This is a genomic window from Croceicoccus sp. BE223 (assembly GCF_031457155.1).
Taxonomy (GTDB): domain Bacteria; phylum Pseudomonadota; class Alphaproteobacteria; order Sphingomonadales; family Sphingomonadaceae; genus Croceicoccus.
In genome coordinates this window covers 43,121-66,055 of the sequence record NZ_JAVDWB010000010.1, presented here as the reverse complement: position 1 = coordinate 66,055, position 22,935 = coordinate 43,121, and the positions used below count along the sequence as shown (strand labels likewise).

Here is a 22,935-nt window from a genome sequence, read left to right as displayed (position 1 = left end):
GAATGGTCAGCTGAGGAAGCGGACCTGATCGTCGAGCGCGATGCGCGGCCGGTCGAACCGGTTGACCGAAGCCGAACGATCGCCGTAGCCGATGGCGATGCCGCAGAACAGGATCTGCTCCTCGTCCGACACGCCGATGTGCTGCTTGATGAGGCGGGCGTACATCGCCATCCATTCCTGCGGGCAGGTGTCCAGCCCCTCTTCCTGGCACAGCAGCATGATCGTCTGCAGCCACATGCCCACGTCCGACCACTGCGGGGGTCCCATGAAGCGTTCGAAGTGCACCATCAGCACGACCGGCGCGCCGAATGAAAAGACGTTCTGCCGCGCGAAATCGTCGCGCTTGTCCTTGTCGCCCCGCTCGATCCCCATCGAACCGTAGAGTATCCCGCCAAGCTGACGGAGGCGGCCAAGGTGCTCTGGCGACTGCTCCGGGTCGGACCACGAGTATTCGGGCGGGTCCTGCGGCGCGCTGGCGTCCATCGCTTCCTGCACTTCGCGCAGCTTCGCACCCGACAGGACCGTTCCGCGCCATGGCTGGAAATTACAGCCCGACGGGGCGAAGCGCGCCTTGTCGAGGATGCGACGGATCACGTCGAGGTCGACCGGCTTGTCGAGGAAGGCGCGAACCGAACGGCGATTGGCGACGGCTTCGGATACGTTCACTTGTCTTCCCCTTCGAACAGTCCGGCGAGCTGCTCGATCATCGTGCCGCCCAGCTGTTCGGCATCCATGATCGTCACGGCGCGCTTGTAGTAGCGGGTCACGTCGTGGCCGATGCCGATGGCGACGAGCTGAACCGGCGATTTCTTCTCGATCCAGTCGATCACCTTCCTGAGGTGCTGCTCGAGATAGCCCGCGTTGTTCACGCTGAGCGTCGAATCGTCGACCGGCGCGCCGTCCGAAATCACCATCAGAATGCGGCGATCCTCCGGCCGGGCGAGCAGGCGGGAATGCGCCCACATCAACGCCTCTCCGTCGATGTTTTCCTTGAGCAGACCTTCGCGCATCATCAGGCCGAGATTGCGGCGCGCGCGGCGCCACGGCTCGTCGGCCTGCTTGTAGACGATGTGGCGCAAGTCGTTGAGCCGGCCCGGATTGGGGGCCTTGCCCCTGGCGAGCCACTGTTCTCGGCTTTGTCCGCCCTTCCACGCGCGGGTGGTGAAGCCGAGGATCTCGGTCTTCACGCCGCAGCGTTCCAGCGTGCGGGCCATGACGTCGGCGCTGATCGCGGCGATGGAGATCGGGCGCCCGCGCATCGATCCGGAATTGTCGATGAGCAGCGTGACGACGGTGTCCTTGAATTCCTGGTCGCGCTCGATCTTGTAGGACAGCGAATGGCCGGGCGAGATCACCACCCGGGCCAGACGCGCGGCGTCGAGCAGGCCTTCCTCCTGGTCGAAATCCCAAGAGCGGTTCTGCTGCGCCATCAGCCGCCGCTGCAGACGGTTGGCGAGCTTGGTCACCACGCCCTGCAGGCCCTTCAACTGAGCGTCGAGATACGTGCGGAGCCGGGTCAGCTCCTCCTCGTCGCACAGGTCCTGTGCGCTGACGACCTCGTCGAAATCGGTGGTAAAGGCGCGGTAGTCGAAATCGTCGGGCAGCTCGGTCCACGGACGGTTTGGGCGGGTCGGCAGCATGCCGTCGGGCTCGCCCTCGCCGGGTTCGCCCTCGCTCTCGTCGGTCTCGTCCTCGGCCTCGCCGTCCTGGTCCTCGCCCTCGCCGTCGGCATCGTCGGTCGGGCTGGCCTGTGTGCGGGCGTCGGAATCGCTCGGGTGCTCTTCCTTGTCCTCGTTCTCGGACTCTTCGTCGCCTTCCGGTTCGTCGCCGCCCTCGTCGTCCTCGTTGGCTTCCTCGGGCTCGGTGGCGACGAGCTCGAGATGCTGAAGCAGTCCCATCAGCCGTTCGGAGAACTGGCGCTGGTCATCGAGCACTTCGGCCAGCTGCGCAAAATCGTCACCGATCGCGCCTTCGATCGCGGCGCGGCGAAGGGCAAGGCCGTCGGCGGCGCTGTCGGGCACCGCCTCCCCGGTCAGCGCCTCTCGCGCCAGAAGCGCAAGCGCGGTTGCGAGCGGCACGTCCTCGGCCCGGTCGGCGCGCAGGATCGGGTCGCTGGCAATGCGGCGGTCGAGCGCGGCCGCGAGGTTCGCGCGCGTCCCTGCCATCGCGTTTGCGCCCAGCGCCTCGTACCGCACCTGCTCGAGCGTGTCGAAGACTTGCCCGGCGATCGGCTCCATCGGGCGCGACCGGCGGTGCAGCGCGGCGTCGTGATGCCGGTTCTTGAGCGCGAAGCTGTCGGCAACGCCGCGCGCGGCGGCGACCGGTCCCGCCTCCAGCTTGCGGCCCGGCATCGGCACGCGCACGGTGCTGCCCGCCTGGGTCGGCGCCTCGCTGGTCCAGTTCACCTCCAGCTCCGCGTCGCGCGCCACGGCCCGGCTGGCCACGGTCAGCGCGGTGCGGAAGCGATCGAGCGGGGAATGGTCGGCCAAGGCGTGACGTCCGTCGGGTTACAGGCTCAGAGGATGGACTGGCCGGTCTTGGCCCAGTCGGCAAGGAAGCCCTCGATCCCCGTGTCGGTGAGGACATGCTTGAACAGCGACCGGATGACGGCGGGCGGCGCGGTCATCACGTCGGCACCGATCCGTGCCGATTCGAGGACGTGGGTCGCGTGGCGGACCGAGGCGACGAGGATCTCGGTCTCGAACGCGTAGTTGTCGTAGATCAGGCGGATGTCGCGGATGAGATCCATGCCGTCGAAGCCGTTGTCGTCGTGACGACCGACGAAGGGCGACACGAAGGTGGCACCCGCCTTGGCCGCCAGAAGCGCCTGGTTGGCCGAGAAGCACAAGGTGACATTGACCATGGTGCCTTCGCCGGTCAGCGCCTTGCAGGTCTTCAGCCCGTCGATGGTAAGCGGCACCTTGATGCAGACGTTGTCGGCGATCTTCCGCAGGACTTCGGCTTCCTTCATCATCGTCGCATGATCGAGAGCGACGACTTCGGCGCTGACCGGGCCGTCGACGAGGGAGCAGATCTCCTTCGTCACTTCCATGAAGTCGCGGCCGGACTTGGCGATCAGCGACGGGTTCGTCGTCACGCCATCGAGCAGACCCGTCGCGGCGAGGTCCTTGATGTCCGCGATCTCGGCGGTGTCGGCGAAGAATTTCATGGGTAACGGCTCCGGGCAGGGCAATGGAAACGAAGATAGAAACGAATCTGGCCGGGGCTATATGGAAAGCGAACGCGCGGCGCCACCCCGCACGGGGCAGGCCGCGCCTCGACAGTCGCCGGTTGGGTTTCAGACCGCGCCGAACACGCCGATCAGCAGCGGATCGTTGGTGCTGCGCGGGTTGCTGCGGATCGCGCTTTCCTCGTTGCCCATCTCGGCCCAGATCGTCTCCTCGGCAGCATCGGTGAGGCCGGTGACGAAGCTCGACAGGTTGGTGCCGGTCAGCGCCGACAGCGCCGGGCCGACGACCGGATCGCTGACAAGGCGCAGGGCCTGGCCGACTTCGGGCAGCATGACGTCGATCAGGCGATTGCCCATGCTGGAGCGCAGGAAGCTGGTCGCCGCCGTCGGGTTGCCGGTGACGAGCGCGGCGGCGTTGGCGATGCCGATCGTGCGCACGGTGTCGGCGATCACCGGGGCGGCCCGCTCCGCCCCTTCGGCCGCCACATCGGCGAGGCCGAGGAACAGCCGGTCCTTGACCAGCTGCGAGGTCAGGATCGAGGCAAGGATGCCGCCGCGCGAGCCGAGAAACCGGTCGAGCTGAAGCCGCCCGACCTGGCTGTCGTAGAAGCCGTTGTCCGCCAAAAGCCGATCGAAGGCGCGCGTGGAGGACAGGGTCAGCAGTCGCCGGATCGCATCGACGAAGCTGAAACCGCCATAGGATGCGCAACCCGGCAACGCGAGCGCCGCCGCCGAAAGGCCGATACCGCCGAGGAAGGCGCGGCGGCTGCTGATGGTTGCCGGGGTTTCGAGGGTTCCGCGGGGCAAATTCATGACGACAACTCCTTGATGCGGGATCGCCGGGGTGTCGCAAGCCACGGCCCTTGCCCATATAGGGCCCACGCCATGAACCGTGTCAGACTCCTCGTCCTCAACGCCGCGCTGGGCCCGCTCGATTACCGGGTGCCCGAACACCTTGCGGTCGAACCGGGCAGCGTGATCGTCGCGCCGCTCGGTCCCCGGCAGGTGCTGGGCATTGCCTGGGAGAGCGAACGGTTGCCGGGCACCGAGGTTCCGGACGCACGGCTGCGGCCGATTCTCGACGTGCTGCCGGTGCCGCCGCTGGCCGCCCCGCTGCGACGGCTGATCGAATGGACGGCAGACTACTACTGCGCGCCGCTGGCCAGCGTCGCCCGCATGGCGCTGTCGTCGGGAGCGGCGCTGCGCGGCGGGGGAACGCTGACCGAATATCGCCTGACCGGCGTGATGCCGCCCCGCCTCACCCCACAGCGCGACGCTGCGATCGCCGCGCTCGACGGGGAACAGGGCACGATCCGCGAACTGGCCGAACTGGCCGGTGTTTCCGAAGGGGTGCTGCGCGGGCTGGTCACTGCCGGGGCGATCGAAGCGGTGGCGGTCGACATCGACCGGCCCTACCCCCCCGCCGATCACGAACACGCGCCGCCCGACCTTTCCGAAGGACAGCAGGCCGTCGCCGACCGCTTCGTCAAGGCGGTAAGGGCGCGCCGCTTCGCGCCCTTCCTGCTCGACGGCGTAACCGGATCGGGCAAGACCGAAACCTATTTCGAAGCCGTGGCGCAGGCCATCCGCGATGAGCGGCAGGTCCTCGTGCTGCTCCCCGAGATCGCGCTCACCGAAAACTTCCTGAAGCGGTTCGAGGCGCGCTTCGGGGTGCCGCCGGTGGTCTGGCACTCCAGCCAGAAAAGCTCGGAACGCCGCCGCGCCTGGCGCCAGGTGTGCGCCAGTTCCCGGCAGGGACGCGGCGCACAGGTTGTCGTCGGCGCGCGCTCGGCGCTGTTCCTGCCCTTCGCGCGGCTGGGCCTGATCGTCGTCGACGAAGCGCACGAGGTCAGTTTCAAGCAGGACGACGGCGTGCGCTACAACGCCCGCGACGTGGCCGTGATGCGCGCCCGCTTCGAACAAGTGCCGGTGGTGCTGGCGAGCGCCACTCCCGCCCTCGAAAGCCTGCAGATGGCAGAGGCGGGGATCTACGAGAAGGTCGAACTGCCCAGCCGCTTCGGCGCGGCGTCGCTGCCCGACATCGCGGTGGTCGATCTTCGCGAACAGGTGCCGCCGCGCGGGCGCTGGCTGGCCCCGCCGCTGGTCGCCGGGATAGAGGACCGGCTGGCGCGCGGCGAGCAGTCTCTCCTCTTCCTCAACCGCCGCGGCTATGCGCCCCTCACGCTGTGCCGCAACTGCGGTTATCGCTTCCAGTGCCCGAACTGCTCGGCCTGGCTGGTCGAGCACCGGTTGACGCGGCGGCTGGCCTGCCATCACTGCGGGCACGAGGTGCCCTCGCCCGAGACCTGCCCCGAATGCGGCGAGGCGGACTGCCTCACCGCCTGCGGACCGGGCGTCGAACGCATCGCCGACGAAGTGGCGCAGCTCTTCCCCGAAGCGCGCACCGCCGTCGTCACCAGCGACACGCTGTCCAATCCCGAGCGCATCGCCGCCTTCGTCGATGCGGCGGAAAGCGGGGCGATCGACGTGATCGTCGGCACCCAGCTGGTCACCAAGGGCTATCACTTCCCCGAACTGACGCTGGTCGGCGTTGTCGACGCCGACCTCGGGCTGGAAGGCGGCGACCTGCGCGCGGCGGAGCGCAGCTACCAGCAAATCGCGCAAGTCGCCGGGCGGGCGGGCCGCGCCGCCAAGACGGGTGAAGTGCTGATCCAGACCCGGCACCCCGACGCGCCGGTCATCGCCGCGCTCGCCGCCGGGGATCGCTACGCGTTCTACGCCGCCGAAACCGACGCGCGCCGCCATGCCGGCGCGCCGCCCTTCGGCCGATGGGCCGCGATCATCGTGTCGAGCGAGGACGAGGCAGAGGCTCGCGAAGCGGCGCGGATCATCGGCCACGCCGCGCCGCGCATGGACGACCTTGCCGTATACGGCCCCGCGCCGGCCCCGCTGTCGCTGCTGCGCGGGCGCTATCGATACCGGCTGCTGATCAATGCCCGGCGCAGCGCGGCCCTGCAACAGACGATCCGCGACTGGCTCGACTCGCTGCAATTCGCGCCCGGCGTTCGGGTGGGGATCGACATCGACCCCTACAGCTTCGTCTGATCGGGCAGCGCAGCCTGCGCCCGGCCCGCCCCGCGCATCGGCACCAGCCGCCCGCGCCGCACCGCCATCGCCAGGACGATCAGCCCGAACAGCGTCACGACCACGACCGTCACTGCGCTCGCTTCCAGCCCGAAGCCGCCGCCGGTCAGCAAGTCGGGGCCGGACCGGGTCGTCACCAGCAATCCCTGCGGCGCGTCCCCGCCCGAGACCGGCAGCGAAAAGATGTATCCCTGCGTGAAGTTCCACCCGGCGTGCAGCCCGATCGCCGTCCACAAGTTGCGGGTCAGCATGTAGATCGCGCCCAGCATGATCCCCGCCTCCAGCATGATGGCAGCGGCGGCGGCCCAGCTCGCATCGGGATTGACGATGTGCCCCGCGCCGAAAAGCGCGCTGGTGACGACGAGCGCGGCGATCGATCCCCCCGCGCGTTCGATGAACCGGAACATCACGCCGCGAAAGAGCAGCTCCTCGGTCACTCCGCTGAAAATGGCGATCCCCGCCATTCGTGACAGGTCGCCGATCGAGCCTGCGCCGCCCTCGATACGCAGCCCGCCGAGCGCCATCACGGCAACGACGGCAAGGCAGAACAGCGCGAAGCCATAGCCTAAGCCCTTGGCAGCCTCGCGCGGGGCGGATCGCGTGAACGGCAGATCGCCATCGCCGCCACGCTCGATCCAGCGCACGAAGGCGCGATAAGCGGCGATGGTCACGGCCGCGATCAGCAAGCCGCCGAAAAATGCCGGCGCACCCTCGTCAAGTCCGGCCATGCGGACCAGGATCGCCGTACCGATCCACGCGGTCATGACCACGGCGCTGCCGATCGGCAGCAGAACCAGCGGATGGGCGAAGAAGCGACGGACTCGGCCAGGCCGGGTGGTTTCAGATGTTTCCATCGCGCGTAGCTATCACGCCGTCCGGGGCATGGCGATCACCGGGCGCCGGTTTCCCTCTCCCGCGCCAGCAATTCGGCCTTGATCGCGCCGCCATAGGCATAGCCGCCGACGCTGCCGTCCGAGCGGACGACCCGGTGGCACGGGATCAGCACCGCGACGCTGTTGGCGCCGTTCGCGCTGCCTGCTGCGCGCACCGCCTTCGGCTTGCCCGCTGCCGCCGCCAGTTCGGCGTAGCTGCGCGTTTCGCCCGCCGGAATGCGGCGCAGTTCGGCCCAGATGCGCTCCTGGAAGGCGGTGCCGCGCACGTCGAGCGGAAGATCGTGATCCGAACCGGGCACCTCGACCGCGCTGACGACACGCGCGAGGAGATCGGCAAAGGCCGCTCCTCCCTCGACCAGTTCGGCGTTCGGGAAGCGAGCGCGCAAGTCCGCCTCGTTCTCGCCGAACGAAAGGCGGCAGATGCCCTTGTCGGTGGCCGCGACCAGCATTGGACCGAGCGTCGTCGTCACCCTGGCCCAGCGGATCGTCACGCCCGCACCGCCGTTCGCCCATGCCGATGGCGTCATGCCCAGTTTACCCCTTGCCTGATCGTAGAATCGCGAGGCGGAGCCGTAGCCGGCCTGCGCGATCGCTCCGGTGACATCGCCTTCGCCCAGGGCCTCACGCGCCCGTTCCAGCCGCAGCGCGCGTCCGTAAGAGGCGGGCGTGAGCCCGGTCGACCGCCGGAACACGCGCGCGAAGTGATCGGGCGAATAGCCGACCGCCGCCGCCAGATCGGCCAGAGCGACTCGCTCTCCGGCACCCTTCAGCAGGACGACCGCCTTCGCGACGGCGGTCGCATCGCGTGCCGCCTCGTCCGGCCGGCACCGCAGGCAGGGCCGGAAGCCGCCAGCCTCGGCACGGTCGTTGGTGGTCGCGATGAAGACGTTCTCCGGTCGCGGCCGCCGGGCGGGGCAACTGGGCCGGCAATAGATCATCGTCGTCGTCACGCAGACCACGAAGCGCCCGTCATAAGCGCGGTCGCGCCGGGCGAAGGCGGCAAGAGCCTCGTCCTCGCCGATCCGGCCTTGCGCGAGTGTGGGTGCGTGTTGCGTCATGCCGTCTTCATAGCGCCGCCCCGGCCCGGCGCGCATCCCGAAACCTGCGGGCAAAGCAAATTCGCCCCTGCCACTGGTGCAATTCATCGGCTAACAGCCGCTCGATGGCCCCGCCGCTCCCCCGCTCCGGCTTCGTCAGCCTCATGACGCGCATCCTGCTTTGCGCGCTTATCGCACTGTGCGCGCTGCGGCTGGCCGCACCCGCGCCCGCCCATGCCGAAAGCGCCGACATCAATGCCGCCGCCCGCTCGGTCGTGCGCGTCGTCATCGTCCTGCGCGACGCCGAGGGGTACGACGTCATCGGCCACGGCACCGGCTTTGCCGTGTCGCCCACGCTGATCGTCACCAATGCCCACGTTCTCGAACCCCTGCTCAGCGACGATCGCCTGCGCCTCGGCGTCGTGCCGGCACAGGGCCGCAGCGGCTATTTCGCGCGGATCGCCCGGATCTCGAGCGATGTCGATCTCGCGCTCATCGAACTCACCGAAAAGGCCAGCCTCCCGGTCGCGACCCTGTACAGCGGGCGGGTGGAGGACGGGGCCGACGTCTATGCCGTGGGCTATCCGGCCAATGTCGACGAGGCGCTGGGCCAGGGCCTCAACGGTCTCGTATCGCCGCAAGCTCCGGTCAAGTCGCGCGGGCAGGTTTCGGGCGGGCGCAGCTCGACGCAGTTCGACACTCTGCTCCACACCGCGCCGATCGGCGCGGGCAATTCGGGCGGGCCGCTGCTCGACGCCTGCGGGCGCGTGGTCGGGGTCAACAGCTTCGGCACGATCAGCGACAACGGGTCGGATTCGGAATTCTACTTCGCGGTGTCGATGCGCGAGCTGGCCCCGTTCCTGCGCAAGGCCGGGGTCAACGCCCGCTTCAACGCCTCCCCATGCCAAAGCCTGTCGGACTACGACGACGAGGAACGTGCCCGCCGACTGCAGGATGCCGCGGACCAGCAGGCCCGCAACGAGGCCGCCACGGTCGAGCGGCGGCTGCGCGCCGAACGCGCCTCGCGCCGCGCGGAACTCGAGGCGCTTGACCAGCGCGAGACGCTGGTGGGTCTCGCCGGACTGATGCTGGTGATGATGGTGCTCGGCGCGGTCGGCACGATGCACTTCTACGACAAGGACCAGCGCGAACAGGGACTGGCCAGCGGGATCTTCGCGCTGTTGTGCTTTGCCGGGATCCTCACCGCCTGGTTCTCCCGCCCGTCGGTCGCGGAGATCGAGGAACGCTCCGCCGCCGCCCAGCGCGCGGTGCTGGCAGAGGACGTGCCGGGCCGGCCCGCCGATTCGCTGGTCGACAAGGGGCAGTTCATCTGCACCTTCCAGCCCGACCGCAGCCGCGTCACCGTTTCCTCGACAAGTTCGATCCCGCTATCGTGGTCGCCCGACGGCTGCGTCGACGGCAAGACCCAGTACGGGCAGGTCGCCAACAGCTGGTCGCGGATCGAAGTGGCGGGCGGCGAACAATCGGTTGCGATCCGCCGCTACGATCCGCAGGGGCGGGTGCTGACGATCGACCGCTTCCTCGTCGACCTGTCGACCATGGACGCCGTGCGCAAGGCGCGGGCGGACTACCAGGCGCCGGCCTGCGATGGCGGGCCCGATGCTGCACTGCAACTTGGCAGCGACCAGGAAGCGATTCGCAAGCTTTTGCCCAAACTCCCCAACGAGCGGCTGGTTTTCACCTGCGCACCCGGTTCGCTGCTCAAAAAGGTCGCCCCCTCCCAAAAGTAAAAGGAGCCGTCCCGCCCGGGATGGAGCGGCCGGCGTGCCCGTTTTCGGCGAGTTTTTCACGCTCTTGGCCCCGGAAAATGCGGCACTGCGTCATTGCGGCGATATTAGGCCAAGGGCGGAGTTGTCATTTGCCGCTTTCGTTGCTAGGCGCGCCGCCGAGAAGGAGACCCCTTAGCACGACCGCATCCAAGGTCGCCCGTCGGGCGGCACGGAGAAGACCGGTCGGACGAATCGGGTCTTCACACGACAAAGAGGGACATGACGCGCGTGGATATTTCCGGCGGCATTACGGCCAGTCTCGCAGGGCGCTACGCTTCGGCCCTGTTCGACCTCGCGGTTGAACAGAACCGGGTGACGGCGGTGGAAGGCGATCTCGATCGCCTGCGCCAGGCCATCGCGGCTTCAGCGGATCTCGCCCAGCTGCTCAGGGATCCGGAAGTCTCGCGTCAGACCTCGGGCCGGGCGATCGAAGCGGTGGCGAACCACCTCGGCCTCGCCGACCTCACCCGCAAGTTCCTCGGCACGCTGGCGCAGAACCGCCGCCTCGCCAGGCTGCCCGACGTGATCCGCGCCTTCAACGCCATCGCCGCCGCGCAGCGCGGCGAGGTGACCGCGGACGTCACCAGCGCCCATGCGCTGACCGACACCCAGCTTGCCGCGCTGACCGCGAAGCTCACGGCCCGCCAGGGCCGCGACGTCAAGGTCCGCACGAGCGTCGACCCCGCCATCCTCGGCGGGCTGGTCGTCAAGATCGGCTCGCAGCAGATCGACGGTTCGATCCGCACCCGTCTCAATTCCCTCGCGCAAGCGATGAAGGGCTGAAGGCCCAAAGCTAAAAAGGCTGAACACGATGGATATCCGCGCCGCAGAAATCTCGAAGGTCATCAAGGACCAGATCGCCAATTTCGGCACCGAGGCACAGGTCAGCGAAGTCGGCAGCGTGCTGTCGGTCGGTGACGGCATCGCCCGCATCCACGGTCTCGACAAGGTCCAGGCCGGCGAGATGGTCGAATTCACCGGCGGCATCCAGGGCATGGCCCTCAACCTCGAAGCCGACAACGTCGGCGCCGTGATCTTCGGTTCGGACGCCACCATCAAGGAAGGCGACCAGGTCAAGCGCACCGGCACCATCGTCGACGTCCCCGTCGGCAAGGGCCTGCTGGGCCGCGTCGTCGACGCGCTCGGCAACCCGATCGACGGCAAGGGGCCGATCGTCGCTGACAAGCGCGCCCGCGTCGAAGCCAAGGCTCCGGGCATCATCCCGCGCAAGTCGGTGCACGAACCGGTCCAGACCGGCCTGAAGGCGATCGACGCGCTCGTTCCCGTCGGCCGCGGCCAGCGCGAACTGATCATCGGCGACCGCCAGACCGGCAAGACCGCCGTCGCCATCGACACCTTCATCAACCAGAAGGAAGTCAACCAGGGCACCGACGAGAGCAAGAAGCTCTACTGCATCTACGTCGCCGTCGGCCAGAAGCGCTCGACCGTAGCGCAGATCGTCCGCCAGCTCGAAGAGAACGGCGCGATGGAATACACTATCGTCGTCGCCGCGACCGCGTCGGAGCCCGCTCCGCTGCAGTACCTCGCGCCCTACACCGGTGCCGCGATGGGCGAATTCTTCCGCGACAACGGCATGCACGCCGTCATCGTCTACGACGACCTTTCCAAGCAGGCCGTCGCCTACCGCCAGATGTCGCTGCTGCTGCGCCGCCCGCCGGGCCGCGAAGCCTATCCGGGCGACGTCTTCTACCTGCACAGCCGCCTGCTCGAGCGTGCTGCCAAGATGAACGACGAAATGGGCGCCGGTTCGCTGACCGCCCTGCCGATCATCGAAACGCAGGCGGGCGACGTGTCGGCCTACATTCCGACCAACGTGATCTCGATCACCGACGGCCAGATCTTCCTCGAGACCGGCCTGTTCTACCAGGGCATCCGTCCGGCCATCAACGTCGGTCTCTCGGTCAGCCGCGTCGGCGGTGCCGCGCAGACGAAGGCGATGAAGAAGGTCGCCGGCTCGATCAAGCTGGAGCTGGCGCAGTACCGCGAGATGGCGGCCTTCGCGCAGTTCGGTTCGGACCTCGACGCCTCGACCCAGAAGCTGCTCAACCGCGGCGCGCGCCTGACCGAGCTGCTCAAGCAGCCGCAGTTCTCGCCGCTGCCGTTCGAGGAGCAGACCGTGTCGATCTTCGCCGGCACGAACGGCTACCTCGATGCGATCCCGGTCGACGCCGTGACCCGCTACGAGAGCGAGCTGCTCAGCTACATGCGTTCGGAACATGCCGACACGCTGAAGCTGATCCGCGACACCAAGGCGTTCGAGGACGACGCGAAGGCGCAGACCGTCGCCGCGCTCGACAAGTTCGCCAAGCAGTTCGCCTGAGCCGCCCGCGCCGTCGAGCAACACGTATCTAGGGAGCCGTCATGGCCTCTTTGAAGGAACTCAAGGGTCGGATCACCTCGGTCAAGTCGACCCAGAAGATCACGAAGGCCAAGCAGATGGTCGCCGCAGCGAAGCTGCGCAAGGCACAGGCGCGGGCCGAAGCCGCCCGCCCCTATGCCGAGCGGCTGGCCGCGGTCATGGCCAGCCTCGCCACCAAGGTGAGCGGCGACAACGCCCCTCGTCTGCTGGCCGGCACCGGATCGGACAAGCGCCACTTGCTGGTGGTCGTCAACACCGACAAGGGCCTGTGCGGCGGCCTGAACTCCAACCTCGTGCGCGCCGCCACGGCGAAGGCGCGCGAGCTGAAGACCGCGGGCAAGGACGTCGAGTTCTACCTCGTCGGCCGAAAGGGCCGCGCGCCGCTGCGCCGCAACTTCCCGAACGAGATCGGCAACCAGTTCGACACCAGCCAGGTGCGCGAACCGGGCTATGAAGAGGCCGAACGCATCGCCGACGAAGTGATCGCCATGTTCGAGGCCGGCAAGTTCGACGTCGCCCACCTCGTCTACCCGATCTTCAAGTCGGCGCTGGCGCAGGATCCGACGATCCAGCAGATCGTCCCCGTCCCGGCCCCCGCTGACGCCCCCGCCGACACCGGCGCGGTGGTGGAATACGAGCCCGACGAGGAAGCGATCCTCGAGGAGCTTCTGCCCCGCTACGTCAAGACGCAGATCTTCGGCGCGCTGCTGGAAATCGCCGCATCCGAACAGGGCGCGTCGATGACCGCGATGGACAACGCGACGCGCAACGCGGGCGAACTGATCCAGAAGCTGACCATCCAGTACAACCGTAGCCGCCAGGCCGCGATCACCACCGAACTCATCGAAATTATCGCAGGCGCTGAAGCGCTCTAAGAGACAGGCAAGGAAGAACCCATGGCCACCGCAGCACCCGTGCTCGACAGCACCAGCAACGTTCCCGCTCAGGGCAAGATCAGCCAGGTCATCGGCGCCGTCGTCGACGTGACCTTCGAAGGCGAACTGCCGGCAATCCTCACCGCGCTCGAGACTCAGAACGGCGACACCACGCTCGTTCTCGAAGTCGCGCAGCATCTCGGCGAAAACACCGTCCGCACCATCGCGATGGACGGCACCGACGGTCTGACCCGCGGCCAGCCGGTGCGCAACACGGGCAAGCAGATCTCGGTCCCGGTGGGCCCCAAGACGCTGGGCCGCATCATGAACGTCATCGGCGCGCCGATCGACGAAATGGGCCCGGTCGGCGCGGAAATGACCGCCCCGATCCACGCCGAAGCCCCGCTGTTCATGGACCAGTCGACCGAAGCGGCCATTCTGGTCACCGGCATCAAGGTCATCGACCTGCTCGCCCCTTACGCCAAGGGCGGCAAGATCGGCCTGTTCGGTGGCGCCGGCGTCGGCAAGACCGTGCTGATCCAGGAGCTCATCAACAACATCGCCAAGGGCCACGGCGGCGTGTCGGTCTTCGCGGGCGTCGGCGAACGCACCCGTGAAGGCAACGACCTTTATCACGAGTTCCTCGACGCCGGCGTCATCGCCAAGGACGCCGACGGCAACGCCACCTCCGAAGGTTCGAAGGTCGCGCTCGTGTTCGGCCAGATGAACGAGCCCCCGGGCGCCCGTGCCCGCGTCGCGCTGTCGGGCCTGACCATGGCCGAATACTTCCGCGACCAGGAAGGCCAGGACGTGCTGTTCTTCGTCGACAACATCTTCCGCTTCACGCAGGCGGGTGCAGAGGTGTCGGCGCTGCTCGGCCGTATTCCTTCGGCAGTGGGCTATCAGCCGACCCTGTCGACCGACATGGGCGCGCTGCAGGAACGCATCACCTCGACCACCAAGGGTTCGATCACCTCGGTCCAGGCCATCTACGTTCCCGCGGACGACCTTACCGACCCGGCGCCCGCCACTTCGTTCGCCCATCTCGACGCCACTACCACGCTGTCGCGAGCGATCTCGGAACTGGGCATCTATCCGGCGGTCGACCCGCTCGACTCGACCTCGCGCGTTCTCGAACCGCGCGTCGTGGGCCAGGCGCACTACGACACCGCCCGCCGCGTTCAGGAAACCCTGCAGAAGTACAAGTCGCTGCAGGACATCATCGCCATTCTCGGCATGGACGAACTGTCGGAAGAAGATAAGCTGACCGTCGCCCGCGCGCGCAAGATCCAGCGCTTCCTGTCGCAGCCGTTCCACGTCGCCGAAGTCTTCACCGGCATCCCTGGCAAGTTCGTCCAGCTGGAAGACACCGTGAAGTCGTTCAAGGCGGTCGTCGACGGCGAATACGACCACCTGCCGGAATCGGCCTTCTACATGGTCGGCGGCATCGACGAGGCGGTCGCCAAGGCCAAGAAGATGGCCGAGGACGCCTGAGGACAGGATAGGAACAGACGATGGCGCTGCACTTCGAACTCGTCACCCCGGCCAAGCTGGTCCGCTCCGAAGACGTCTACATGGTCGTCGTCCCCGGATCGGAAGGCGAGTTCGGCGTGCTGGAAGGCCACGCGCCTTTCATGTCGACGATCCGCGACGGCGCGGTCCAGATCTACCGGACCGCTGGCTCGGCTCCGGAATCGATCATGGTCCAGGGCGGCTTTGCCGAAGTCGGCGATGCGGGCCTCACGGTCCTTGCCGAGCACGTCAGCGAGTAAGCCGACCGTTCCACCGAACACGAAAGGGGCGTCCGAGCGGTCGCCCCTTTTCGTTTGTGCGGCTTGCTCGCCGGCTGGTGCCGGCAATCACCCCTTGGGCTTGCGGGTCGGCGCGTGGAAGTCGGGCGGCCTGGCGGCGATCCAGCGCAGGAAGCGCCCGACTTCGTCATCCCGGCGCAAGGTTTCGACATCGGGGCCGATCCGCGCCAGTTCGGCATTGGCGAACCGGGCGTGAAGCGTGCGGTGGCAGATCGGATGCAGCGGCACCGTATCGCGCCCGCCCCTGCTCTTCGGGACCGGGTGGTGCCATTCGATCCGCGTGCCGAGCGGGCGCTCGCACAGCCAGCACGGCTCGCTCACGCCGCCTCGTCCTGGAGCGCAACGGGCGCGCGCGAATGCCACAGGAACATGCCGGACCCGACGATGACCGCGATGCCGAGGAGCGCAACGAGGTCGGGCCGCGATCCGAACACCGCCCAGCCGAGCACACCCGCGACGATGATCTGCACATACGTCATGGGCGCGACGCTCGCCGCCCCCGCCCTGACCGTGCCGAGATAGACCAGGAGATGCGCCACCGTCGCCATGCAAGCGATTATCAGGCAGATGGCGAGGACCAGTATGCCCGGCGTCCCGATCGCCAGAAACGGCAAGCCTGACACATCTCCGCCGATGGCCACCAGCCACAGCATCAGCGCCGCCGGTGCCGCGACCTGGAACTGCATCGCCAGCGGACTGCCGCTGTGTGCCGAAAGCCGGTTGCCGATCACCAGCATGCTCATCCCGAACGCGCTTGCCAGGGGCAGGAAGGCCACTGGCCCGAGGTCCGAAAAGCTGGGACGAAGGATGATAAGCACGCCGGCGAAACCGCCGAGCGTTGCGAGCCAGGTCGTCCGGCCGATGGGTTCGCGCAGGAACGCTCCCGCCAGCAAGGCGGTGAAGATCGGGCTGACGAAGGCGAGCGCGGTCACTTCGACCAGCGGAATGAACCGCAAGGCCGTGACGAAGCACGAGGTCGCCAGCGTCACGCCGACGCTGCGCAGGAGCAGCACTCCCGGCCGGGCTACGCGAAAGCCCGCCCGTCCCTCGCGCAGCGCCAGGATCGCGGCGAGCCCCAGTGCGCCCAGCAGGTAGCGCGTCGCCGCCATCGCGGTGGGCGCCCATTCCTCGACCCCGAATTTCCAGATGGCATCGCCCACCGACAACAGTACGAAACCGGCCGTCGCCACCAGCACACCGGCCCGCTCGTCGTGCTGCACGCGAATCTCCCAGAGATCAGAACTGGAACCTGCCGTAAAGCAGCGCCCGGATCGCCGCCACTGCCCCGTCGAAGAAACCGACTGCGTATCGTGGTTAGCATTATCTTAAGCGAATTGGACGAAGAGCGGAGGATAGTCTATTCGGGTAACGACTTACGGGGGCGTGTCACAGTGCGGTTGATCATCCAGATTCCGTGTCTGAACGAAGCGGATCACTTGCCGGCGACACTGGCCGCCCTGCCGCGCCAGATACCCGGGATCGACACGATCGAAGTGCTGATCATCGACGATGGCAGCAACGACAACACGTCGGACATCGCCCGCCAGTGGGGCGTCCGGCACATCGTTCGCCATCGCCGCAATCGCGGGCTTGCCGCCGCCTTCCAGAGCGGAATCGACCGCGCCCTTGCCGCCGGTGCCGACATCATCGTCAACACCGACGCCGACGGGCAGTACGAAGGCGGCGACATCATCGACCTCGTCCAGCCCGTCGTGCGCGGCGAGGCGGACATCGTCATCGGCGACCGGGGCGTGGCCGAAAACATTCACTTCGGCCCGTTCAAACGGCTCCTGCAGCGGGTCGGCAGCGGCGTCGTGCGGCGCGCGTCGGGCACCACGATCACCGACGCGGTCAGCGGCTTTCGCGCGATGAGCCGGGAAGCGGCGCAGCGGATCACGATCACCACCGAATTCAGCTACACGACCGACATGCTGATCCAGGCCGGGCGCAAGCGGCTGTCGGTGGTCAGCGTGCCGATCCGCACCCACCGCACCGACCGGCCCTCACGCCTTTTCAAGTCCATCCCGCGTTTCATCGTGCAGACGGGCGTCACGATCACCCGCGCCTATACCACCAACAACGCGCTGCGCGTGTTCGTCGGCATTGGCGTTCTGCTGACGGTGGTCGGCGCGCTGCCGATCGCCCGGTTCCTCTGGTTCTATGTCCTGGGTGATGGTGAAGGGCATATCCAGTCCTTGATCCTCGGCGGCGCGTTGCTGATGATGGGTACGCTCGTCGCGGTGATGGGCATTCTCGCCGACCTGATCGCCACCAACCGCAAACTGCTGGAAACGACCCTCTTCAAGCTGCGCAAGCTGGAAGAGCAGATCGAACGTGACCGGTCCGGCCATGCCGAGGACGATGAAAGCGCGACGGCAGAGGTGCTGCCCATCCGGGTGGTTGAATGATCGACCCGCCTGCGGCCCCTCGGGGGGCTCGCGAGAAGATCCCGGATTTTCGCGACCCTGGCGGCCCGGCATGGCCGCTGGCCGCCATCGCGATATTGCTGGTGGCGCAGGCGAGCATGATCTTCACCCGCGCGGTCAACTGGGACGAATCGCTGCATTACGGACAGCTTTACGACATGGCGGCGGGCCAGCCGGTCAACGCGCTCCAGACGCTTTACCTGCGCCTCTACCTGTGGGTCGCGGCACTGCCGGGCACGGCCATCGATCACGTCGTGATCACGAGGGTCGGCCAGTTCCTGTGCGAGATCGCGATCTTGGCGCTGATCTTCATGCTGGCGCGGCGCTTTGCCGAAACGCGCCAAGCGGCGATGGCGGTGCTCCTGTACCTGTCGACCGGATACGTCCTGCAGAACGGCTTTGCGCTACGCGCCGATCCGGTCGTGACCGCGGTGCTGATGGCGATCCTCGTCGTCCTCTCACGCCCCACTTTCGGCTGGCGCTCGGCCTTGGCTCTCGGGCTGCTCGGCGGCCTCGCGCCGATGCTGTCGATCAAGGCGGTGCTCTACGCCCCGGCGCTGGCCGGCATGGCGTGGCTGTGCTGGAGCGACCAGGAGCGCAGCCGCGCTGCGGCGATCAGGCTTGTCGCGGCGGGCGCCATCACCGCATTGACCGCCGCCGCGATCTTTGCATGGCACTCGTCGATCCTCGCCAGCGCGGATAGCGCCGTCGGCGGATCGGTCGCACTGGCCGATTCGGCGGCGCGGCGCATGTTCTTCATTGGCCGGCCCAACAATCTCGGCACCTGGATCCAGTTCGCCTTCACCGGGCTCGCCTTCCTCGTCCTGTTCGGCATCAGCGCGATATCGCTGTTTCGCGAATCCAGACCTGCGGCGGAGCGACTGGCTCTGGCTGGCTTGCTCGTGCTGTTTCTCCTGCCCTTCTGCTACGAGAATACCGCCGCCTATTTCTACGTCTTCATGCTCGCCCCGGTCGCCGCGGCCTGCGCCATCGGGGTGCAGCGGATCGAAGCCCGCGTCCCCGCCGTGGTGCTGAGCGCCGTTCTCGTCGCCTTTGCCGTCCCGGTCATCGCCCTCGACAACCGAGAGGTCATTGCGAACCAGCGCCGCCTCGCCGCCGAACTGGAGGCGATGTTTCCCAAGCCGGTCGCCTATTTCGATCACGCCGATGTCGCGCCCCACTTGCTGAAACGCAATCCGTTCCAGAGCCCTTGGGGCTATCGCGGCTATCTGGCCGCAGGGGTGCCCATCTACCGCAAGGCGATAGAGCGCGAGGTCGTGCCGGTAATGGTGGCGAACTGGTTCACTTTCCGCGATCTTTTCGCCGGCAACGACGAACTGTTCCTGCCCGCCGACGCCATGGCACTCACGGAAACGTATCTGCCCTTCAACGGGCCGATCCGTCTTGCCGGCAAGCTTGTTCCCGCCGGATCCGATGCGGACTTCGAAATCCTGGTCCCCGGCCCCTACACCGTCCACGAAGCACCGGTATTGATCGATGGCACGCACCATCCGGTCGGTGCCGTAGTTATGCTCGAACGCGGTTTCCACCGCTTTGCCAGCGATGACCCGTTACGCCCGGCGCGCCTCTTGTGGGGCCGCCATCTCGCGCCGCGCGACCGGCTCGACTTCACCGCGACCTGGGTGCCGTTCTGATGGCAGCCGACCGCATCCCCGACGCGTGCTCGCCGCTCTGGCCCCTCGTCGCCATCGCACTCCTGCTCGTCGTGCAGGCGACGATGGTCTTCACCCGCGCGATCAACTGGGACGAATTCTTCTACTACTCGCAGGTCCACCAGTACTTGCGCGGCGAGGCGATCGCGCCGCTCCAGACCGTGCACGTCCACCTCTTTCGATGGCTCCCTTCAGTTCGCGGCAACCCGGTCGACGCCATCGTGCTGGCCCGCCTCTTCATGCTGGCCTGCGAAATTGTCACCGTCGGTTGCATCGTGCTGCTGGCCGAACGCTTCGCCGACCGGACGGCTGGGGCATTGGCGGCGCTCGCCTACCTGTCGGCAGGCTTCGTGCTCCAGCACGGCTTCTCGTTTCGGGTCGATCCGCCGACGACGGCACTGCTGATGGGGGCGCTCACCATCCTCGCCCACTGCCGCCTCGATACCGTGCGCATCGCGCTGTTCGCGAGTGCCGTTGCTATGGCAGGCATGTTCACGATCAAGATCGTCTTGTTCGCACCGGCCTTTCTCGGTCTTGCCTGGATGCGCTGGAGCGAGTCCGGGCGGTCGGGAGCGATGGCGCTGCGGCTGGTCGCGGCGGGAGCGATCACCCTGCTTGCCTTTGCCGCGCTCTATGCCGCCCATTCCGCTGCCATCGCCGCCAATGCGCCGGCGGACGTGGTGTCGCAAAGGGGCGCGGGCGTCGTCACGGGGGCGGGCGAGGCGGTCTTCTTCCTCGGCATTCCGCCCTACGTCCAGATGATGTGGAAGGCGATCTCGATCAGCCTGCCGATGACCGCACTGATCCTGCTGGCCCCCTTCGCGATCTGGCGAGCGCGTTTGCCCATGACGGCAAGGGTCGCGCTGGCTGGCCTGTGGCTGCCGATCCTGACGCTGTTCTTCTATCGCAACACCGCGCCTTACTACTACGCCTTCATGCTTGCCCCTGTGGCCGCCGGCTGTGTCCCGGCCATCGAGCTGGCGCTGAAGCGGTTCTCGCCTGTTCTGGTGTCGCTGGTGCTGGTGCTGCTGACCATCCCCGTGATCGTTTCCGAAGATCGCATGACCATCGCCAACCAGCGCCTCGTGGTCGAAGAGGCGTCAGCGATGTTCACTGCACCGACCGCCTATTTCGATCACAACGGCGCGCTGGCGAGCCATGTGAAGGCCAACGGCTTCATGACCCCGTGGGGCCTCGAAGGTTACCGCGCCCACGGCCGCTCGCTGTTCCGCACGCTGATGGAGCGCCAGACCGTGCCGCTGCTGTTCGAGAACGATCTGCTGCTGGCTGCCTTGCTTACGGACGAGCAAGGCTCGGACCAGCTTTTCCCCGAGGACGCCCGGGTACTGAGGGACAACTACGTTCGCGTCTGGGGTCCGGTTTGGCTCGCGGGCAAGACGGTTGCGCCCGGCTCGCGGGGGCGCAGCGAAGTGCTCGTCCCCGGCCATTACCGTGTCGAAGGCGGCGCCGTCACCATCGACGGCACCACCCGGTCGCCCGGAACGGTCGTAACGCTCTCGCGCGGAGACATCGAGCTGGCCAACCCCGGGACAAACACCGCGCGGCTCGTCTGGGCCGATGTTGATCGCATGCCCCGCCGCCCGGTGCCCGAAGGGCGCATCTGGATCGGGTTCTGAGCCGATGGACGAAGCGCGCATCCTGTTCGTCACCCGCAAGTGGGCCCCGGCCGTCGGCGGCATGGAAACCTATTCGATGCGCCTTGCAGAGGCGATGCAGGCGATCGAGCCGGTCGAGGTCGTCGCCCTTCCCGGAAAGCCCCATGGCATGCCGCCCGGTGCGCTGGCGCTGCTGGCCTTTCCTTTCCGCGTCATTGCTGCGCTCCTGCGGCGGAGGCGGATGCCAGAGGTCCTGCACCTCGGCGACATGGCGATCTGGCCGCTGGCGCTGCTACCGCGGCTCTTTTTCGCCGATACCCGCATCGCCCTTTCCGCCCACGGCACTGACGTCGCCTACCACCGCCGCGGCGGCGTCAAGGGCCGGGCCTACGGCGCCTACCTGCGTCTGGGCGCGCGGCTGTTGCGCGGGGCAAGGGTCATCGCCAATTCGCGGGCGACGCGCGACGTTCTGGGTGAAACGGGCTGGACCGCCTGCGCTGTCGTCCCACTCGCCACCGACCTCAGCGGCCCGGCCACCGACGGCAGGCACAATGGGCGCATCCTGTTTGTCGGTCGGCTCGTGGCGCGGAAAGGTTGCGGCTGGTTCGTGCGCGAAGTTCTGCCTCTCCTGCCCGAGGCGATGGAACTCGACGTTGCCGGAACCGGGTGGGACGAAGCGGAAAGCGAAGTCCTGCGCCATCCGCGCGTCAACTGGCTCGGCGCGCTGGAGGGCGAAGCGCTCGCCCGCGCCTATGCCGAGGCGCTGTGCGTCATCGTGCCCAACATTCCCATTGCGAACGGCGAATACGAGGGGTTCGGACTGGTCGCTCCGGAAGCAGCCGCCTGCGGTGGAATGGTGCTCGCCGCCGACCTCGACGGGTTGCGGGATGCGGTGGTGCATGGCGAGACGGGCGTTTTGATTTGTGCGGCGAATTCTGGGGCTTGGTCGGAGAAGATCCTCTCGATAATCCAAACCCCCATTGCCATCCGAGCCGCCAGGTTAGCTCAGTCGCAGGCAACCGCGCGGACATCATTTAATTGGTCGACCGTGGCGCACAATACTCATGCCGCTTATGGTTTTGAGACCTCTCATTCCACATTGTCCGACCGAGATAGGTGAGATGCGCTTGCACATTTGGATGCCAACGATTGCGACTGGCACAGGGGCCGAGGTGTGGTCAAAGAGGCTGGCGGATGGGCTCCGGCGGAAGGGCCACATTGTCAATCTGGAGATGCTGCCCTTCGCTTATCAGTTTTGCCCTTGGCTCATTCCTTCTGAGGTTCCACCAACATGCGATGTGGTGATAGCGAACAGTTGGAACGCAGGTGCTCTGCGGACTGGTGACGTTCCTCTGGTCACTATCTCGCATCATGTCGTACACCTAAGCGAATTATCCCCTTACAAGACTCGCGCTCAGCGCGTCTTTCATTCACTATTTATCAAGCCGCTCGAACGGCGAGCCATCGCCAAGTCGGGACTCGTAGTAACACCGAGCGCGTCGACGGCGCGAGATGTAGAAAAGGTTTTCGGACCAGCGCCCGTTCGCACCATATTGAATGGGATCGATACCGAGTTCTTCTGTCCGGACGAAAATCACCGAGCCAAGAGCAGCGGCCCCGTACGCCTGCTGTTCGTCGGGAAACCGTCCCGACGTAAAGGGTTTCATCTGGTAGCAGAACTGATGAGCCTATTGGGTAGCAAGGCGACCCTTACAATCGCAGGGCCGCGCCCAGAGCGCGGACTGCCCGATGTCGAGGCCGATTGGCAAGGTCGCGTCTCGGACGAGAGGCTGCGCGAACTTTATCGCAATGCCGACTTTCTTATCTTTCCGTCTCGGTTGGAGGGGTTTGGCTATGTGGCCGCAGAAGCCATGGCTTGCGGCACCCCGGTGATCTGTTTGGCCGGAGGGGCAGTCGAGGAAGTGGTGAGGCCGCCGGAAGGTGGGATAATCTTGGACCCGTCGAATATCTGCACAGCGAAAGAAGCTATACTCTGCTTCGTAACCGACGGTAAAAGCTTGGAGAAACTGAGACAAGGCGCGCGCAATCGTGCGTGTCAATTTTCCTTTGAGCAGTGGATTGGCTCCTTCGAGAGCGCACTCTTTGGCCTGATCAACAAACGGTAACTAAGTCGCAAAA

General features: G+C 66.9%; 20 protein-coding genes. 12 read left to right on the top strand and 8 right to left on the bottom strand.

The features are described from left to right. Window positions 1-6 precede the first annotated feature (6 nt). The 4 genes from J2X37_RS16130 to J2X37_RS16115 form a co-directional block, all read right to left on the bottom strand. A complete protein-coding gene (locus tag J2X37_RS16130) occupies window positions 7-666 on the bottom strand; it encodes a nitroreductase (protein ID WP_310023261.1) in 660 nt (219 codons plus the stop codon). Beyond that, entirely contained in the window at window positions 663-2,489 is a 1,827-nt protein-coding gene (cobT, locus tag J2X37_RS16125) for a cobaltochelatase subunit CobT (protein ID WP_310023259.1), read from the bottom strand. The genes J2X37_RS16130 and cobT overlap by 4 nt, the downstream gene beginning before the upstream one ends. A gap of 26 nt (window positions 2,490-2,515) precedes the next feature. Next, complete coding sequence (gene fsa / locus J2X37_RS16120) at window positions 2,516-3,169, bottom strand: fructose-6-phosphate aldolase (protein WP_310023257.1); 654 nt, start codon at window positions 3,167-3,169, stop codon at window positions 2,516-2,518. 129 nt (window positions 3,170-3,298) lie between these two features. Next, the gene (locus J2X37_RS16115) at window positions 3,299-4,003 is read right to left on the bottom strand and encodes a DUF4197 domain-containing protein (RefSeq protein WP_310023255.1); all 705 of its coding nucleotides are present in this window, start codon (window positions 4,001-4,003) and stop codon (window positions 3,299-3,301) included. A 72-nt stretch (window positions 4,004-4,075) separates the two neighbouring features. Between J2X37_RS16115 and J2X37_RS16110 the strand changes: the two genes are divergently transcribed. Next, on the top strand, window positions 4,076-6,256 hold the full coding sequence (locus J2X37_RS16110; RefSeq protein WP_310023253.1) for a primosomal protein N': 2,181 nt from the start codon (window positions 4,076-4,078) through the stop codon (window positions 6,254-6,256). On the opposite strand, the gene J2X37_RS16105 is transcribed toward J2X37_RS16110, so the two are convergent. Both J2X37_RS16105 and J2X37_RS16100 read right to left on the bottom strand, forming a co-directional pair. After that, window positions 6,241-7,149, bottom strand: coding sequence for a type II CAAX endopeptidase family protein (locus J2X37_RS16105; RefSeq protein WP_310023252.1), 909 nt, complete (start codon window positions 7,147-7,149; stop codon window positions 6,241-6,243). The two genes, J2X37_RS16110 and J2X37_RS16105, sit on opposite strands and share 16 nt — an antisense overlap. A gap of 35 nt (window positions 7,150-7,184) precedes the next feature. Beyond that, window positions 7,185-8,246 (bottom strand): methylated-DNA--[protein]-cysteine S-methyltransferase, encoded by a 1,062-nt coding sequence (locus J2X37_RS16100; protein WP_310023250.1) that lies wholly within the window; start codon window positions 8,244-8,246, stop codon window positions 7,185-7,187. Window positions 8,247-8,350: 104 nt separating this feature from the next. Between J2X37_RS16100 and J2X37_RS16095 the strand changes: the two genes are divergently transcribed. From J2X37_RS16095 to J2X37_RS16070, 6 genes are all read left to right on the top strand, one after another. Further along, complete coding sequence (locus J2X37_RS16095) at window positions 8,351-9,976, top strand: serine protease (protein ID WP_310023248.1); 1,626 nt, start codon at window positions 8,351-8,353, stop codon at window positions 9,974-9,976. Window positions 9,977-10,243: 267 nt separating this feature from the next. Further along, on the top strand, window positions 10,244-10,798 hold the full coding sequence (locus tag J2X37_RS16090; protein ID WP_310023365.1) for a F0F1 ATP synthase subunit delta: 555 nt from the start codon (window positions 10,244-10,246) through the stop codon (window positions 10,796-10,798). Window positions 10,799-10,826: 28 nt separating this feature from the next. Beyond that, a complete protein-coding gene (gene atpA / locus J2X37_RS16085) occupies window positions 10,827-12,356 on the top strand; it encodes a F0F1 ATP synthase subunit alpha (protein WP_310023245.1) in 1,530 nt (509 codons plus the stop codon). A gap of 41 nt (window positions 12,357-12,397) precedes the next feature. After that, window positions 12,398-13,270, top strand: a complete 873-nt coding sequence (locus J2X37_RS16080) for a F0F1 ATP synthase subunit gamma (RefSeq protein ID WP_310023243.1) — start codon at window positions 12,398-12,400, stop codon at window positions 13,268-13,270. A 21-nt stretch (window positions 13,271-13,291) separates the two neighbouring features. Continuing rightward, window positions 13,292-14,764, top strand: a complete 1,473-nt coding sequence (gene atpD, locus J2X37_RS16075) for a F0F1 ATP synthase subunit beta (protein WP_310023241.1) — start codon at window positions 13,292-13,294, stop codon at window positions 14,762-14,764. Window positions 14,765-14,784: 20 nt separating this feature from the next. Then, window positions 14,785-15,042, top strand: a complete 258-nt coding sequence (locus J2X37_RS16070) for an ATP synthase F1 subunit epsilon (RefSeq protein WP_310023239.1) — start codon at window positions 14,785-14,787, stop codon at window positions 15,040-15,042. Window positions 15,043-15,129: 87 nt separating this feature from the next. Here J2X37_RS16070 and J2X37_RS16065 read toward each other — a convergent pair whose 3' ends face one another. Both J2X37_RS16065 and J2X37_RS16060 read right to left on the bottom strand, forming a co-directional pair. Continuing rightward, window positions 15,130-15,402: an HNH endonuclease gene (locus J2X37_RS16065; protein ID WP_310023237.1), complete on the bottom strand. Its 273-nt coding sequence runs from the start codon at window positions 15,400-15,402 to the stop codon at window positions 15,130-15,132. After that, entirely contained in the window at window positions 15,399-16,301 is a 903-nt protein-coding gene (locus tag J2X37_RS16060) for a DMT family transporter (protein WP_310023235.1), read from the bottom strand. Before J2X37_RS16060 ends, J2X37_RS16065 begins: the two co-directional genes overlap by 4 nt. 171 nt (window positions 16,302-16,472) lie before the next feature. Between J2X37_RS16060 and J2X37_RS16055 the strand changes: the two genes are divergently transcribed. Genes J2X37_RS16055 through J2X37_RS16035 form a run of 5 tightly spaced genes read left to right on the top strand, consistent with a single transcriptional unit; the run spans window position 16,473 to window position 22,922 of the window. Next, complete coding sequence (locus tag J2X37_RS16055; protein WP_310023233.1) at window positions 16,473-17,489, top strand: glycosyltransferase family 2 protein; 1,017 nt, start codon at window positions 16,473-16,475, stop codon at window positions 17,487-17,489. After that, window positions 17,486-19,162 carry a hypothetical protein gene (locus J2X37_RS16050; RefSeq protein ID WP_310023231.1) on the top strand — a complete coding sequence of 559 codons (1,677 nt, stop codon included), beginning with the start codon at window positions 17,486-17,488 and terminating at the stop codon, window positions 19,160-19,162. Before J2X37_RS16055 ends, J2X37_RS16050 begins: the two co-directional genes overlap by 4 nt. Continuing rightward, the gene (locus tag J2X37_RS16045) at window positions 19,162-20,817 is read left to right on the top strand and encodes a hypothetical protein (protein WP_310023229.1); all 1,656 of its coding nucleotides are present in this window, start codon (window positions 19,162-19,164) and stop codon (window positions 20,815-20,817) included. The genes J2X37_RS16050 and J2X37_RS16045 overlap by 1 nt, the downstream gene beginning before the upstream one ends. A 4-nt stretch (window positions 20,818-20,821) precedes the next feature. Beyond that, window positions 20,822-21,916: a glycosyltransferase family 4 protein gene (locus J2X37_RS16040; protein ID WP_310023227.1), complete on the top strand. Its 1,095-nt coding sequence runs from the start codon at window positions 20,822-20,824 to the stop codon at window positions 21,914-21,916. Further along, the gene (locus J2X37_RS16035) at window positions 21,861-22,922 is read left to right on the top strand and encodes a glycosyltransferase family 4 protein (protein ID WP_310023225.1); all 1,062 of its coding nucleotides are present in this window, start codon (window positions 21,861-21,863) and stop codon (window positions 22,920-22,922) included. Before J2X37_RS16040 ends, J2X37_RS16035 begins: the two co-directional genes overlap by 56 nt. Window positions 22,923-22,935 lie beyond the last annotated feature (13 nt).